Below are 15,534 nucleotides of genomic sequence, written 5' to 3'. Positions count from 1 at the left end.
ATTAGCGAAGAATAACCAACGGCTTGGTTGCGGATTTCAGCATGGTCGTGGTGGTGCTACCCACCAGGAACTGCCGAATGCGAGAATGACCGTAGGCGCCCATGACCAGCATGTCGATACCCTGCTCTTTCTGGTAGGCGTGCAAGGTGGGTTCCACATCGCCCTGCCGAATGGCCAGGGTGATCTCCACATCCAACCCAGACAGCTTGGCTTTGGCTTTCTTCAGCTGTTCCCAGTTATCAGCGGTATCGGGACCCACCATCACCAAGTGCAGCGGTATGCCTTTCAAAACCGGGCTTGCCGCCAGCATCTCCACCCCTTTGAACGCGGTTGCGCTTCCGTCAAACGCCAGCATGGCGGTTTTCGGCTCAGAAAACTCATCCGGCACCAGAAGAATCGGGCGCTGCACACTGCGAATCACGGTTTCCAGTTGGCTACCGACATGCAGATTGCTGTCCGAGCTGCTCTCACCGTGCAAACCCATTACGAACAATCGGGTGTCGTGTTCCAGTGCCACCAGAGAGTCGGTCAGGTTACCGTGGCGCTGCCGTTTCACCACCTCAGCCGTGCCCGAGGCGGTAATCCGGCTTTCCGCCTCGTCCAGCATGTGGTGTCCATGCTCAAGTGCCAACTTGGACCGCTTGCGATCGAGTTCCGCCAGCTCGGTCAAAAGCTGCTCACGACTCCCGAGGCCGATATTGCCGGCCAGATCCGGCTCCGACGGATAACGTTCGTCATCCAGAACGTGCAACAGCATCAAGGGTGCTTCCATGTGCCGGCTTGCCCAGGCTGAGTAATCGCACACAGCGTGCACAGCTCTGGAACCATCAATACAGGCTACAACTCTCAACATGTCTGCCTCGCCTTTATCAGAATTCTGTTTGTTATTATGGCATTGCCCATCCGCATTTGCGTTGACACGGGGCACGTCAGTGCCCCATCAGCTGATCTACCGCTTCGGGTTTATCGTGCACTCCGAACCGGTCAACAATCGTTGCACTGGCTTCGTTCAGGCCAATCACCTCGACATCCGCACCCTCTCGGCGGAACTTGATTACGGCCTTATCCAAGGCACCAACTGCAGTGATGTCCCAAAAATGGGCGCGACTGAGGTCAATCACAACATTATCAACCGCTTCTTTGAAGTCAAAGGAAGCCGTGAACTTTTCTGAAGAACTGAAGAACACCTGGCCGGTTACCGTATAACGACGGGTATTGGTTGCTTCGTCCAGCTCGGAAGTCACCGCCATGTAATGCCCCACTTTATTGGCGAAGAACAAGGACGCCAGCAGCACGCCCGCCAAAACACCGAACGCCAGGTTATGGGTAGCAACCACAACCACGACCGTTACCACCATCACGATGTTAGTCGAAAGCGGGTGATTCTTCAGATCCCGAATGGAGGTCCAGCTGAACGTACCAATAGACACCATGATCATCACGGCAACCAGCGCGGCCATCGGAATCTGCACCAGCCACTCATCAAGCACCAACACCATCACCAGCAAAAACACACCCGCTGTCAGCGTCGACAAACGGCCACGGCCGCCCGATTTAATATTGATGACAGACTGACCGATCATGGCACAACCCGCCATACCGCCCAGCAGACCAGAGCCAATATTGGCGATGCCCTGACCTTTACACTCCCGGTTACGGTCACTGGTGGTATCCGTCAGATCATCCACGATGGTTGCGGTCATCATGGATTCCAGCAAACCTACCACCGCCAACCCGGCAGAATACGGCAAAATAATCATCAGTGTTTCGAGGTTGAACGGCACATCAGGCCACAGGAAAATCGGCAGGGTATCCGGCAGTTCACCCATATCGCCGACCGTGCGGATGTCCAGGTTCAGAAGCATGGCCACGGCGGTCATAGAGATAATGCACACCAGAGGAGACGGGATCAGCTTGCCCACCTTGGGTACATAGGGGAACAAATAAATAATACCCAGCCCGGTCGCCGTCATGGCATACACGTGCCAGGTTACGTTGGTCAGTTCAGGCAACTGAGCCATGAAAATCAGAATGGCCAGCGCGTTTACGAAACCGGTCACCACCGAGCGGGACACAAAACGCATCAAACTACCCAGCTTCAGGTAGCCGGCGGCTATCTGAAACACACCGGTCAGAAGCGTGGCAGCCAGCAAATACTGAAGGCCATGTTCTTTTACCAAGGTCACCATCAGCAGTGCCATAGCACCGGTCGCCGCCGAAATCATACCGGGCCGGCCACCCACAAACGCGATAATAACGGCGATGCAGAAAGACGCATAAAGCCCGATCTTGGGATCAACACCCGCAATGATCGAGAACGCGATGGCCTCGGGTATCAGCGCCAGAGCCACCACGATGCCGGACAGCAAATCACCTCGAATGTTCGAGAGCCAATCTTGTTTAAGTGAGTTCACCATGGTTGGGGATATCCAGTTACACAGAGAAAAAAGAAACAGTCACATGCGCAGCTAAAACAGCGCACAGAAAACCCAGGGAAGGCAGATAACTACAGATTTTGGGGCGCGAAGCTTACCAGAAACTGCCCAAAAAAGTAACAAACCCCCACAACCGCGCAGGCCAAAGATGCCCCGCGCTCTGTAATTTCCTAAACTGAAACACAACGGCTCACTATTTACGGAAAAACTGCATGGATGATGTTGCAAGCCAGTTTATTGCCTCGAACCAAACCGCTCTCCACCTGGCCTTATCATTACTGCTTGGAGCCATCGTTGGCCTTGAACGAGGCTGGGGGGCCAGAGAACAAAAGGCCGGGGAACGCATTGCCGGTATCCGAACTTTCTCACTGGTGGGTTTTCTTGGTGGTTTATCAGCGGTTCTGGCCACCGAAATAACCGTTTGGGCCTTCCCCGCACTGCTCTTTTGCGTCGCAGCCATCGGGCTGGTTGCCTATCGGGAGCGTCTGACACACATTCGTAACTTCAGCATCACCGGTTTGATCGGCATGCTTCTGACCTTCTGCTTTGGCGCCGTCGCCGTTGCCATCGACCCGGTGATTGCGACTGCCGCTGCGGTTGTCACCGCCCTGATTCTGGACAACAAACAAGAAATTCATAATTGGGTTAGGAAACTGCAGGCTCATGAACTGGACGCCGCACTGAAGCTATTGCTGATTTCGGTGGTCATGCTGCCCTTGTTGCCCGACGAGCGGATGGGGCCTGGTGGAGTGCTGAATCCCAGAGAAATCTGGTGGATGGTGGTGATGATCGCCTCCATCTCCTTCGTCGGCTATTTTGCCATCCGCGTGGCCGGCACCCAGAAAGGCATATTGTTCACCAGCCTTTTTGCCGGCCTCAGTTCGTCAACCGCGCTAACGCTGCATTTTGCTCGCCAGTCGAAACAAAATCCCGTGCTCAACCCGCAGTTCGCCGCAGGGATTCTGATTGCCTGTGGTACCATGTTCCCCCGCATTCTGGTTTACTGCCTGATCATCAATCCCGCGCTGTTACCTGACCTTGTCATGCCCGTGCTGGTGATGACCGTGTTTTTATACGGCCCCGCGTTTTATATCTGGCGCAGCAACATCCGACATAAATCGGTGAGCCAACCCATCCTGTCCCAGAACCCCTTGGACCTCGCATCCGCAGCGGTATTTGGTGTGTTGCTAACAGCGATCTTGCTGCTCGGTGAGTTTCTTAAAAACACCTTTGGCGATGCCGGCATCTATGCCCTCGCCGCCACCTCTGGCATAGCCGATGTCGATGCCATCACTTTGTCGCTGACTCGTATGTCTAACAACGGCCTGGGTATGGAAGCGGCGGTTCTGGGGATTGTCGTTGCCGCCTCAGTCAACAATCTGGTGAAGTCCGGTATTGCCTGGGCCATTGGCAACCGCCATGTCGGGCTCCTGGTTGCCGTCCCTATGATGCTCTCTCTTGCCGCAGGCTTACTGGCGGCCTGGTTGCAATAGTGTTGTCACGACCGAAACATGCCGATGAATGAAAGCCTGTTCATGAAGTCACGACAAAAAACCCGTATATTTCAGCTATTGATAATGACCTAAAGGAATCCTGAATGCTGTTCGCTATGATCTTTGGTGGCCTGATCGGTTACGCCTTTGGCCGCTTTCCCGGCTTTTTGATTGGCGCTGCCATTGGCGCTTTCCTGTTTCAGCGTCTGAAAAGCAAGCTGGTCGGCGGGCTGCAGCACATTCAGCAGAATTTCATAGAATCGGCATTCTCGGTAATGGGTGCCTTGTGCAAAGCCGACGGAGTGGTCAGCCGCGATGAGATCCAAATGGCTGAAACCATGTTCGTACGGTTCCGGCTCAACGAAGAGCAAAAGGCGATCGCCAAAGCGGCGTTTAACCGCGGTAAGCAGCCGGATTTTGATTTAGACGCCGCGCTTCAGCAGTTTCTTGCGGCTGCGGGCCGGCAGCCGGCCCTGCTTCAGATGTTTCTTCAGATTCAGGTATCCGCGGTCGCGGCCGATGGCCAGGTTCACCCCGCCGAACACGAAATGCTACTGCGCATTGCCAGAGGGCTGGGCCTGCCTGAAAGCCAGGTAGACCAGCTCGAAGCCATGTTGCGCGGCGCTCACGCAGGCCAGGCCGGCAGCAGCACGAATTATTCGACCGGTCAGCAACTGGAGGATGCTTATAAGGTACTCGGCGTTGCACCAGCCGCTTCCGATACCGAAATCAAACGCGCGTACCGCAAATTGATGAGCGAAAACCATCCCGACAAACTGGCAGGCAAAGGCCTGCCCGAGAGCATGCGGGAAATGGCGGAAGAACGCACACGAGAAATCAGCCACGCCTACGACGTCATCAAGGACGCCAGAAAAAAGGCGTCTTAAACACCCCAAAGTCGCCCACGTCCCAACTGTCAAAAACTCCCCTACTGATCGTGACGACATACCTGAAATGATATGTCGTCACGTTTCAAGCTGCGTTATGGTTTAGCTCCAATCGATTGATCCGGAGTATGGAATGGACCACAAACAGCCTGCCTCTTTTCACTGTTTTCAGGATGATGCGCTCGGCTCGTCCGATGCGACAGATCTCGCCGAACGAATTCGCTGCGGCGAAGTATCTGCAGGTGAAGTCGCCGAAGCGGCGATTGCAAGATCCAGGCAGGCTCAGGCAGTACTCAATGGTGTAGCCACCGACAATTACGAGCAAGCACGGGCGCACGCCGAAGTGGCAGGTGCGTCTCAATCTCCGTTCGCGGGCGTTCCGACATTCATCAAAGACAACGTAGACGTAAAAGGTTTACCCAGCGGACACGGCTCCGCAGCTGTGCCGCTCAGCCCCGCCCAAGCCACCAGCCCATTTGTTGAACAGATGCTGGCGCAGGGTTACATATGCCTCGGCAAGAGCACTCTGCCGGAATTCGGATTCAATGCCTCCACCGAGTTTGCCAACAGCGAACCGACCCGAAACCCATGGAACCTGGCCTACTCCAGCGGTGCATCCTCTGGCGGCTCGGCAGCGATGGTCGCGGCAGGAGTGGTGCCAATTGCCCACGCCAACGACGGTGGTGGCTCCATTCGCATTCCCGCCGCCTGTTGCGGCCTGATCGGGCTCAAACCCACTCGAGGTCGGGTTATCCTGAACGAAGCAGCGAAAAGCATGCCCGTGGATATCGTCAGTGACGGCGTAGTGACAAGGTCAGTGCGCGACAGTGCCGCCTTTTACGCCCATGCAGAGCACTACTTCTACAATCGGAAATTACCCAAGATTGGTCATGTGCGGGGCCCGGGTGAGAAACGCCTGCGGATTGGCTTGGTCTTCGACTCCATTAACGGCCACCCGACGGACGCAGATACCCGGGCCACGGTTGAGAAAACGGCCAAACTGCTGGAACAGGCCGGGCATATCGTTGAGCCCATGAGCGTTCCTGTGGCGAAATCCTTCCCGGACGATTTCGCACTTTACTGGGGCATGCTCGCCTTTGGCATGAAACTTAAAGGCCATAAGATCCTTCACCCCGATTTTGATAAACACAAGGTGAACGGCCTGACCCACGGCCTCGATCGCAGAACCCGTAAGAATCTCTGGAAACTTCCTGCTGCCATTTGGCGCCTGAAGCGCTCCTGGCACGATTACGCACGTGAGATGACCGGTTATGACGCGGTATTGACACCGGTACTCGCCCACACCACGCCCCCGCTGGGCCACCTTAGCCCGACGGTGCCTTTCGATACCCTGTTCGAACGGCTGACGCAGTATTCCAATTTCACACCTTTGGCCAATGCCACCGGAGCTCCAGCTATTTCAGTGCCGATGGGATTGACCAACAACAACCTTCCGATATCAGTCCAGTTCATGGCCAAGCACGGCGACGAACGCACACTGCTCGAACTGGCTTACACCCTGGAAGCGGAACACGGGTTTCCCGCCTTGCGTTAAGTCTGTGAAAAGAGAGTCAATACGTCCTGAAAACTCTGTTCCGGCGGTGTTTTCAGGACAACCGGCTCACCCGTGACCGGATGCTGAAAATGCAGCTCCGTGGCAGCCAACAACAGTCGGCCTTGCCCGAACCTTTCGGCAAAGTACCGGTTATGCCGCCCCCGACCGTGATTGGCATCGCCAATAATCGGGTGATTAATGTGCTTCATATGCCGGCGCAGCTGATGCTTCCTTCCGGTTTTCGGGTATAGCTCTATCCAGCTATAGCGGCTGGTGGGGTAGCGCTCGATTTCGACAGGCAATTCGCTGGTTGCCAATCTCCGGTAGTGAGTCAGCGCTTCTCGAACCGGCTGTTCCTGCCCTTTCAATCGCCGATCTTCCGGCTCCTCCTTCAAAGGGTGATCAATCACTCCGGAATCCGGTGTCCAGCCACGCACCACCGCCTGATAGGTTTTCGACACCTCGCCGGCCATCATCGCCTGCCCCATGAGCCTGGCCGTATCCGGGTCACGAGCGAATAGCAGCACGCCCGACGTAGGTCGGTCCAGCCGATGAATCGGATACACATGCTGGCCGCCGTTCAGCTCCCGTGCGTATTGCAAGGCAAACTCGGTTTCGTGCTTGTCGATGGGGCTTCGGTGCACCAACAGCCCGGATGGCTTGTGCACGGCCAGTAGCCACTGGTCAGAATAAATTTCAAAAAGGGGGTTCAGCATTTTCACGAATGGCCGATAATAGGAAGCTATCTACGGCAGGGTTCTCCTGACCGCTCCGTACGACCGAATCATACCGTTCAACCCCCACATGAAACAGGATTACCTCCAATGCAGTGGTACACCAAAAGTATCCTGAACCGAATTCTCACCGTTGTTTCGCTGGCCAACATTCTGATTGCAACCATGGCGGCGATGTATTTCAACAGTTCATTGAAAGTGCAAGAGCATTACGATCACCTGGTTAGCGCCGAAATGGTCCAAGCCATCCAGGCTCAGGACATCCTGAGCGATTTCAAAACACAGGTTCAGGAATGGAAGAACGTATTGATTCGGGGAACGGATCCGGCGCAGCGTGAAAAGTACTGGAATAGGTTTCAGAGTACGGAAGCAAACATTCAGCACCAGCTTGATCAATTGATCCCGACGCTGACGGATGCCAAAGCAAAAGCGCTGATGCAACGATTCCAAGCGTCTCATGAAACCATGGGACGCGCCTATCGCGAAGGCTTCATGCGATTTGAAGCCGCAAATTTCGACCACACCGCAGGAGATCAGGCAGTGGCCGGCATCGACCGGGAGCCGAGCCGGATGATTGAGGGTGCGGTCACGCAAATCCGGGATGTTGCCGTTTCACGCTCGGCTGAGTTGCGCCAAGATGCCACGTCCGACACATGGTTTATGGGCAGTCTGTTGCTTGGCGCTATCATTCTGGGCACCCTCGCCTGCTTGATTGCATTGATTCGCTCGGTGATACGCCCTACTCAGGAGCTCGTTGGCAAGCTATCCAAAATTGGCGCAGGCGATCTGTCCGACCCGGTTACCCTTGAGCGTCGGGACGAACTGGGCAAACTGGCAGATACGGCGCGGGTTCTGCATCGTTTCCTGACCGATACCGGCGAACTGATGAAGCAGAATGCCACCCAATTGGCCGATACCGGCGCAATGATCCGCACCAGTGCCGATGCCGTTTCGAACCAATCAGATCAAGCACACCAGCGTATCGACCAGATCGCCACCGCCATGAACGAAATGTCTGCGACGGCGCAGGACGTCGCTCGCCACGCGGCCTCCGTGGCCGGTCAGGTTGATGAAACCACCAATCAGACCCGTCATGCCGACGATCAGATCAACATTGCCGTCAGCAGCATGAATCGCCTGACGGACCAAATCCAAAGCTCTACCGAAACCGTAGCGCAACTGGCGAAAAGCGGTGAGCAGGTAGGCAATGTTATGCAGGTTATTCGCGAGATTGCAGACCAAACCAACCTGTTGGCATTGAATGCCGCGATTGAGGCGGCACGAGCCGGAGAGGCGGGAAGAGGTTTTGCCGTTGTGGCTGACGAAGTACGCAATTTGGCAGCAAAAACACAGGCGTCTACGGTGGAAATTGACGGCATTATCGCCAATATTCAGTCTGGATCTAAAGATGCCACAGAGTATATGGAGGCCTCCGGGATTGTCGCCAGAGAGAGCAGCGACTCCGTGGATGCCGTCAGGCAAACGCTGGCAGTTATCAATCAGCGCATGCTCAGCGTAAATGACGCGACCACTCAGGTTGCGACAGCTGCTGAAGAGCAAACCAGCGTCAGTGAGGATATCAATCGAAACGTTACGGAAGTGGCCGAGATTTCCGAAAAAATGTCCAAAGCGGCAGAAGACAACCTGCGGGCTGTTCCGGAACTCGAGGCAATGGCCGGCAAAGCCCAGGCCATTGCCCAGCGCTTACAACACTGAGCCCGGCTTTAGCCGGAGCGGCCGGTCAGCAGCCGAAATCGCTGACCGGCGTTCTCCCCCAGCACCAGCAAAGCTGGGGTCAGCAGTAAGGTAAGCAAGGTGGCAAACGCCAAGCCACCGGCGATTGCGCTGGATAACTGAGTCCACCACTGAGTGGACGGCGCCCCCAATCCTAACGACGGCTCCAGCAAGTTCACGTTAACGCCCAGTACCATAGGCATCAGGCCAAGAATCGTGGTGGTGGCGGTCAAAAGCACCGGGCGGAAACGCAAACAGCCGGTTTCGAGTGCCGCCTCGAACGCTTCCATGCCTTCTCGCTTCATCTGATTGTAGGTATCGATCAGAATGATGTTGTTGTTCACCACAATACCCGCCAACGCAATAATACCCATGCCCACCATAACGATGCCGAACGCCTGGCCGTTCAGCAGCAGGCCAAGGAGTACTCCCGCAGTCGAAAGCACAATGGCGGAAAGAATAAGCAACGTCTGGTACATGGAATTGAATTGAGTGAGCAGAATAAGCACCATCATACCAATCGCCACCAAAAACGCGCTCATCAGGAAGCTAGAGGCTTGCTGCTGATCTTCATTTTCGCCACCGAAGCGCAGCGTGACGCCTTCCGGTGGTTCCGGCATTTGTTCTTGCAAGGCCTTGAGCAGCTCGTCCATGCGCCGGCCCGGCGCCACATCAGATTTAATGGTGACGGTACGCTGACCATCCACACGCACGATACTGCCGGTTTTGTCACCCGGCCCCAAAGTCACGAATTCCGACAATGGTACCTGCCCCCGAGGCGTATTAATGGTCTGCCGCTGCAGGTGCTCAAGCTCACGCCAGTTATTCGGTACCCGCACCGCAATATCGACTTCATCCCGAACATCCTCGGGCCGATAAGTAGCCAGAACCATCCCGTTGGTCACCAAACGCACGGCGCTACCGATGCTCAGTACATCGGTCCCAAAACGAGCGGCAGCCTCGCGATTTACCTGCAGGCGCCATTCAATGCCCGGCAAACTGCGATCATCTTCAATATCGATAAAGCCGCCGATACGCTGCATGGTCTGTTCAATTTCATCCACGTAGGCATCAAGCTGCCCGGAATCCAGACTGCTGACCAACAGCTCAACAGGTTTGCCGTCTGCCGGGCCACCTTCCTGTTTTCGGAACTCCAGCTCTATACCGGGGATGCCTGCGGTTCGTGCACGGAAATCTTCCAATATTTCCGTGGCCGGCCGGCGCGTATGCCAATCGGTGAACTGGAACTGCAAAACACCGATAACATCCGGCGCCATGTTGTTGCCGGTGGCCAGCATCGAGCGGGCGTACAGCGCTTTTACTTCTGGCATGTTCTGCAAATGGCGCTCTACTTCACGAACAATGGCATCGCGCTCAAGGACCGAAAGATCGCCCCGGGCACGTACCTGAACCTGTGCCGAATCCGGTTCCACACTCGGAAAGAAATCGACGCCATGGTTGAAGCGGCCATAGGCGGCATAGATCAAAACGATAAGTACCAGGGCCCCGGTCAGGGTGAGTCCGGGGCGCCGAAGAATGTTGCCCAAGGTGCTTCGGTAGGCTTTCATAATGCGCCCTTCGACCGCATCTTCATGAACGCGCCGGCCACCACTGACACCGCCCATAACCGGCAGAAATACAAGCGCCATGGCCAGTGAGGCCACCAGACAAATCAGCACGGTCATCGGCAGAAACTTCATGAATTCACCCACAACCCCCGGCCAAAACAGCAGCGGCACAAACACCGCCAGCGTGGTTGCCGTCGATGCGATCACGGGCCACGCCATTCGTGACGCTGCCTCAACCCAAGCGGTTTTGACCGGTTGGCCATCGGTCAAATTACGGTCCGCCAGTTCCGACACCACAATGGCACCATCCACCAGCATTCCCGCCACCAGAATCAAACTGAACAACACCACGATGTTGAGCGTTAATCCCATACTCCAGATAACCAGAATACCGGTCAGGAACGCCCCCGGAATGGTTAGTCCAACCAACAGAGCCGAACGCGCGCCCATGGCCGCTATCACCACAACAAGCACCAGAACGATCGCCGTCAGCACGTTGTTGAGCAGGTCTGAGAGAATGTCCCGAACCTCCTCCGACTGATCCATGATGTAGCGAATCTCGAGCGCGTCCGGCAACTGGGGTTTCACCTGTTCAACCAGTGAGCGAACTTTTTCGATGGTGGCAATAATGTTCGCACCGGATCGTTTCGACACCTCCAACACCAGGGCCGGTTCGTTGTTGATTCGCGCAAAACCGGTCGGATCTTTAAATGTCCGCTGCAACATGGCGACATCACCGAAGGTGACGACGGTGTCGCCATCTACCTTGATGGGCATCGACATCACATCCTCAATCGACTCGATCACACCAGGCACTTTCAACGACATGCGACCGCTACCGGTATCCAGTGAACCGGCTGCCACCAGGCGATTGTTGCGGCTAACCATAGCGGCGAGTTGATTGAAATCGATGCCGTAGCTTTCAAGCACCTGCGGATCAACCACGATTTCCAACAGGTCTTCCCGGTCGCCGCCAATATCCACTTCCAATACTTCAGGCACGGCTTCTATGGCATCCTGAAAACGCCGAGCAATCGTGATCAACTCACGCTCTGACAGGGGGCCAGACAGGCCAATGGAAAGTACCGGAAACAGCGAGATATTGATTTCATGCACCCGAGGCTCATCGGCTTCTTGCGGCAGCTTGCTGCGGGCGGTGTCCACTTTTTCCCGCACATCCTGCAGCGCTTTATCAGCGTCAAACCCGGCATCAAATTCCAACATGACGGAGGCATGGCCCTCAGAGGCGTTACCCCGCATCTCTTTGATGCCTTCGAGCGAACGTAACTCCTGCTCCATGGGGCGGACAAGCAAACGCTCGGCATCTTCCGGACTGATGCCATCGAGAGTCATGGCGACATAGATCACAGGGATGGCGATATCAGGGCTCGATTCCTTGGGAATCACTTGGTAAGCAATCATTCCACCCATCAGGAGAAACAAGAATGCCAGCAAGGTGGTCCGGCTTCTGTCCATGGCAGCTGCAATAAGGGTTCTCACAATCATCAGCCCCGCTTGTCGGAACGATCAACCGGATTCACTACCTCACCGGCGACCACAAATCCGGCTCCGCGAGTGATCAGTAGTATTTCGTCGGGCAAGCCGGTTACCCAGGCTCCATCGGTGGAAATGCTGAGTAATTTGACCGTTTCGAACACCACCTGATTGTTCGAATCAACATACTTCACGCCGGGGCGCCCATCATCATTGAGGCTGAGATACGCGGGCGAAATGAACATGGCCTTTTGCTCAGGCAACCGCACATTCAGGGTCGCCGTGCCGCCCGCCGCGCGCTTACGCTCCGGGTTTTCGACCACCACTTCTACTGCAAAGCTGCGAGTAGCGGTATCAGCAGCACTGGCAACAAAGCTGACCACGCCAGCCAGGCGGGTGTCATCCAGTAGTATGACTTCAACCGCTTGCCCGGGCTGAACGTCTTTCACCGTTTGTTGAGACACCTGGCCTGTGGCTTTCAGCCGATCAATCTGTACCAGTTCGAGCAAGGGCGTGCCTACTTTCACCAGCGTTCCGGGGTCCACTTCGCGGCGGTTGACCACCCCATCAAACGGCGCCACAGGGTTCAGGTGCTGCAGAGTCAGCTGTGCCGCCGTCAGCTCCGCCCGCGCCGCCGCAAGCTCGCTCTCCAGACTCAATATTTCCTTCTCCGCCACCAGGTTTCGGGCTTTCAGCTTACGGGCCGCAGATAAATCGGCGTTCAGCTTACGTATGCGTGCCTGCCAGCTGGCTACGATAGAATCACGGCCATCGGTGGAGAGCTTCAACAGAGGATCACCTGCTTTTACCTGCTGCCCCAGGTTGGCCTGCAAGCGCTCAACCGTTCCCGCCGTGCGTGCACTGACCATGACCTTCTGCCAAGGTTCGATTTGCCCCTGCAATTTTATCGAGGGCTGGTAGAGCTCCGCTTTCAGGATTTCCACTTCGACCTGAGTAGGCTCTTTCTCCTGCTGTTCGGGCGTTTCCGGCGCATCGTTGCTCGCTACCTTGACCTCTCCGGTCGTCAACCAGAGGATCAAAGCCACAATTACCAGCAGCGATAGCCCCAAAGAACCCCACTTTGCTTTCGTCATACCACTCTCGCCGTTTTCATTGTTTTTGGTTGCCGTGAAAGTTGGATTTATGCAAACAATTTGCAATAAGTAGTTGCAACCGGTTTTAAACGTGCGGTAGATTCTACACATATTGTTCAACTCTATTCAGAGCAAACTGTCGATTTTATGAACTTCACTGCTGTAATCGTCCTAGTCAAGCTAATCCTGGTGGTCGTGGTACCGTCCGGGGGCTTTTGCGTGGACAAGCAGGTGAAATAGCGACAACCTGACACAGACACCAGAAACCCCCGGCACCGAAAGGTCCCGGGGGTTTCTTTTTATGCGGCAAAAGAAAAGGGAAATAACGACCATGAACGGCGCACAGCACATTCTTGACGCGTTTCACCGCCACAGCATCCATACCGTTTTCGGTTATCCGGGCGGCTGCATTATGCCGCTCTACGACGCGCTGGTAGACGATGTTGGCGTGGAGCATGTGCTGTGCCGCCATGAACAGGCCTGCGCCTTGGCCGCCGATGGGTTTGCCCGTGCCAGCGGCGACATTGGCGTTTGCATTGCCACCTCGGGCCCCGGCGCCACCAATCTGATTACCGGCGTTGCCAATGCCTATATGGATTCCATTCCGATGCTGGTCATCAGTGGCCAGGTACCCTCGCCCTTGATTGGCACCGATGCGTTTCAGGAAACCGACATTCTCGGCATGACCCTGGGCATCGTTAAGCACAGTTACCTGGTGGACGATGCAGAAGCTCTGCCGGCCATTATGGAAGAGGCCATCACCCTGGCCCAAAGTGGCCGGCCGGGGCCGGTGTGGATTGATATTCCAAAGAACATTCTGCTCGCCGACGTTGCTACTCCTGTTGCAACGAAAACAAATGCACCCAAAAGCCACTGTCCGGATGTCGCCGAAGCGTTGGCCATGCTGCGATCTGCGAAGCGCCCCCTGCTTTACAGTGGCGGCGGGGTGTCCTTGGCGCAGGCGGAGGACAGCTTCCGTCAATTTGCTCAGGCCTCCGGCATGCCTTCGGTTGTTACCCTGAAGGGCATTGGCAACCCAGGCAAAGGCAATCCTCATAACTTGGGCATGCTGGGTATGCACGGCTCTCGTGCGGCGAACAAAGCGGTGGATGAGTGCGATTTGCTGTTCGTGATCGGCGCTCGTCTGGATGATCGGGCTACCGGCAAGCTGGACGGTTTCGCGCCTAACGCCCGGATGATTCATATCGATGCTGATGCCGCCGAAATCAACAAGCTTCGCCCTGCGGATCTCGCGTTGCGCGGCGATCTGAATCAGATCCTCGAAGCATGCACCAAAGAATTGAATTCAGAACCTCTGTCGATCTCCGACTGGCAGAAGCAATGTAAAACCTGGCACACCACCGGCGGCTTTCAGGCTGCAGACAACGAAGAGTCTCTGGCACCGATTTCAGGCCCGGCGTTTGTTCGCCAGCTTTCAAAAATCGCACCCGACAACGCCGTGATTGCCTGCGACGTTGGTCAGCACCAAATGTGGGTAGCTCAGCATTACGAGTTCGACCATCCGCGCCATCATCTGACCAGCGGTGGTTTAGGCACTATGGGCTTTGGTTTGCCAGCAGCCATCGGTGCGCAGTTTGCTGATCGCAACAGCACCGTGATCAATGTGACCGGTGATGGCTCGTTTATGATGAACGCGCAGGAGCTGGCCACCATCCGCCGGTACAACTTGCCTTTGAAGCTGATCATTCTCGATAACCAGTGTTTGGGCATGGTTCGCCAGCAGCAGGAGCTGTTCTACAGCAACCGTGAGAGTCACATTAATTTGGATGACAACCCGGATTTCGTAGCGATGGCCCGGGCTTTTGATATTCCGGCGCTGCACATTGAGCGCACAGATCAGATTCGCCGCGGTATTGAAGCCATTCTGGCTTATGACGGGCCGATGTTATTGCACGTTGCCATCAGCCGTGAGGAGAACGTTTGGCCGATTGTGAAACCCGGCGGCAGCAACAAAGAGATGATTGATGAAACCCGGCGCACCAGCGCATCTAATAAGGAGCAGGTAGCATGAGTCCGCAAGCAGAGTGTTCTACACCCAGTTATCACTTGAATTGTCGTATGCAGTCGGAGGCGGCGGCGCTTGAGCGGTTGTGTCAGGTGGTTCGGGTGCGTGGGTTTCGGATTTCTCAGATGTCGATGAACTCTGGCAATGAGCATTTGGAGATTGCGTTGACGCTGGAGGGTTCCCGGCCGATTGCTATGCTTCGGGCTCAGTTGGAGAAGTTGCATACGGTTGAGGAGATTTTGGTTCAGCCGCTGAGTGCGGTTCGGTCGGCTTTGGGTTGAGGTTGGGTGTTTTCGCCTCCCTAGCCTGTTGGTTTTGGGGGCGGGTTTGCGGGGTGCGGAGTCATTTTCTTCTGGGAAAAATAACTCGCTTCGCTCAGACATCTTTTTCCCTGTCAGAAAATGACTCCGCCCCCCGCTACCGGCGGACCTTTTGGGGATAGGCCGTGGTGGACGGTTGCACTTGGTTGCTATGTGGTGTTCTCTGGTGTCTACCGTTTTCGATTTCTAACTTA

General features: G+C 55.6%; 11 protein-coding genes. 6 read left to right on the top strand and 5 right to left on the bottom strand.

What is annotated here, in order from left to right:
* Position 1 precedes the first annotated feature (1 nt).
* Positions 2 to 853, bottom strand: coding sequence for a universal stress protein (locus Q9245_RS12460; RefSeq protein ID WP_305897495.1), 852 nt, complete (start codon positions 851 to 853; stop codon positions 2 to 4).
* 76 nt (positions 854 to 929) lie between these two features.
* Positions 930 to 2,417 (bottom strand): SulP family inorganic anion transporter, encoded by a 1,488-nt coding sequence (locus tag Q9245_RS12455; protein ID WP_305897494.1) that lies wholly within the window; start codon positions 2,415 to 2,417, stop codon positions 930 to 932.
* Between the two features lie 230 nt (positions 2,418 to 2,647).
* On the opposite strand from Q9245_RS12455, the gene Q9245_RS12450 reads away from it, so the two are divergent.
* The 3 genes from Q9245_RS12450 to Q9245_RS12440 all read left to right on the top strand — a co-directional run bounded on the left by Q9245_RS12450 (position 2,648) and on the right by Q9245_RS12440 (position 6,370).
* Positions 2,648 to 3,928, top strand: a complete 1,281-nt coding sequence (locus tag Q9245_RS12450) for an MgtC/SapB family protein (RefSeq protein WP_305897493.1) — start codon at positions 2,648 to 2,650, stop codon at positions 3,926 to 3,928.
* A gap of 104 nt (positions 3,929 to 4,032) precedes the next feature.
* Entirely contained in the window at positions 4,033 to 4,815 is a 783-nt protein-coding gene (gene djlA, locus Q9245_RS12445; protein ID WP_305897492.1) for a co-chaperone DjlA, read from the top strand.
* A 133-nt stretch (positions 4,816 to 4,948) separates the two neighbouring features.
* Positions 4,949 to 6,370 (top strand): amidase, encoded by a 1,422-nt coding sequence (locus tag Q9245_RS12440; protein ID WP_305897491.1) that lies wholly within the window; start codon positions 4,949 to 4,951, stop codon positions 6,368 to 6,370.
* Here Q9245_RS12440 and Q9245_RS12435 read toward each other — a convergent pair.
* Complete coding sequence (locus Q9245_RS12435) at positions 6,367 to 7,086, bottom strand: pseudouridine synthase (protein ID WP_305897490.1); 720 nt, start codon at positions 7,084 to 7,086, stop codon at positions 6,367 to 6,369. The genes Q9245_RS12440 and Q9245_RS12435 overlap by 4 nt on opposite strands.
* 108 nt (positions 7,087 to 7,194) lie before the next feature.
* Between Q9245_RS12435 and Q9245_RS12430 the strand changes: the two genes are divergently transcribed.
* Entirely contained in the window at positions 7,195 to 8,820 is a 1,626-nt protein-coding gene (locus Q9245_RS12430) for a methyl-accepting chemotaxis protein (RefSeq protein WP_305897489.1), read from the top strand.
* A gap of 8 nt (positions 8,821 to 8,828) precedes the next feature.
* Here the strand turns inward: Q9245_RS12430 and Q9245_RS12425 are convergent, their stop codons facing one another.
* Together Q9245_RS12425 and Q9245_RS12420 are read right to left on the bottom strand one after the other, a co-directional pair.
* Positions 8,829 to 11,906 (bottom strand): efflux RND transporter permease subunit, encoded by a 3,078-nt coding sequence (locus Q9245_RS12425; protein WP_305897624.1) that lies wholly within the window; start codon positions 11,904 to 11,906, stop codon positions 8,829 to 8,831.
* Positions 11,907 to 11,911: 5 nt separating this feature from the next.
* On the bottom strand, positions 11,912 to 12,994 hold the full coding sequence (locus Q9245_RS12420; RefSeq protein ID WP_305897488.1) for an efflux RND transporter periplasmic adaptor subunit: 1,083 nt from the start codon (positions 12,992 to 12,994) through the stop codon (positions 11,912 to 11,914).
* A 331-nt stretch (positions 12,995 to 13,325) separates the two neighbouring features.
* On the opposite strand from Q9245_RS12420, the gene ilvG reads away from it, so the two are divergent.
* Both ilvG and Q9245_RS12410 read left to right on the top strand, forming a co-directional pair.
* On the top strand, positions 13,326 to 15,026 hold the full coding sequence (ilvG, locus tag Q9245_RS12415; protein ID WP_305897487.1) for an acetolactate synthase 2 catalytic subunit: 1,701 nt from the start codon (positions 13,326 to 13,328) through the stop codon (positions 15,024 to 15,026).
* Complete coding sequence (locus tag Q9245_RS12410; protein WP_305897486.1) at positions 15,023 to 15,301, top strand: ACT domain-containing protein; 279 nt, start codon at positions 15,023 to 15,025, stop codon at positions 15,299 to 15,301. The genes ilvG and Q9245_RS12410 overlap by 4 nt, the downstream gene beginning before the upstream one ends.
* Positions 15,302 to 15,534 lie beyond the last annotated feature (233 nt).

Source organism: Marinobacter sp. MDS2, from assembly GCF_030718085.1.
Taxonomy (GTDB): domain Bacteria; phylum Pseudomonadota; class Gammaproteobacteria; order Pseudomonadales; family Oleiphilaceae; genus Marinobacter.
Note: the sequence above shows the minus strand (reverse complement) of the source record. Positions and strands in the feature narration are given on the sequence as shown.

What these genes read in the sequence shown, in the direction of transcription:
- Q9245_RS12420 (WP_305897488.1), bottom strand. Translation starts at nt 12,994, where the DNA reads ATGACGAAAGCAAAGTGGGGTTCTTTGGGGCTATCGCTGCTGGTAATT.
- Q9245_RS12440 (WP_305897491.1), top strand. Translation starts at nt 4,949, where the DNA reads ATGGACCACAAACAGCCTGCCTCTTTTCACTGTTTTCAGGATGATGCG.
- djlA (WP_305897492.1), top strand. Translation starts at nt 4,033, where the DNA reads ATGCTGTTCGCTATGATCTTTGGTGGCCTGATCGGTTACGCCTTTGGC.
- Q9245_RS12435 (WP_305897490.1), bottom strand. Translation starts at nt 7,086, where the DNA reads ATGCTGAACCCCCTTTTTGAAATTTATTCTGACCAGTGGCTACTGGCC.
- Q9245_RS12430 (WP_305897489.1), top strand. Translation starts at nt 7,195, where the DNA reads ATGCAGTGGTACACCAAAAGTATCCTGAACCGAATTCTCACCGTTGTT.
- Q9245_RS12410 (WP_305897486.1), top strand. Translation starts at nt 15,023, where the DNA reads ATGAGTCCGCAAGCAGAGTGTTCTACACCCAGTTATCACTTGAATTGT.
- Q9245_RS12450 (WP_305897493.1), top strand. Translation starts at nt 2,648, where the DNA reads ATGGATGATGTTGCAAGCCAGTTTATTGCCTCGAACCAAACCGCTCTC.
- ilvG (WP_305897487.1), top strand. Translation starts at nt 13,326, where the DNA reads ATGAACGGCGCACAGCACATTCTTGACGCGTTTCACCGCCACAGCATC.
- Q9245_RS12455 (WP_305897494.1), bottom strand. Translation starts at nt 2,417, where the DNA reads ATGGTGAACTCACTTAAACAAGATTGGCTCTCGAACATTCGAGGTGAT.
- Q9245_RS12460 (WP_305897495.1), bottom strand. Translation starts at nt 853, where the DNA reads ATGTTGAGAGTTGTAGCCTGTATTGATGGTTCCAGAGCTGTGCACGCT.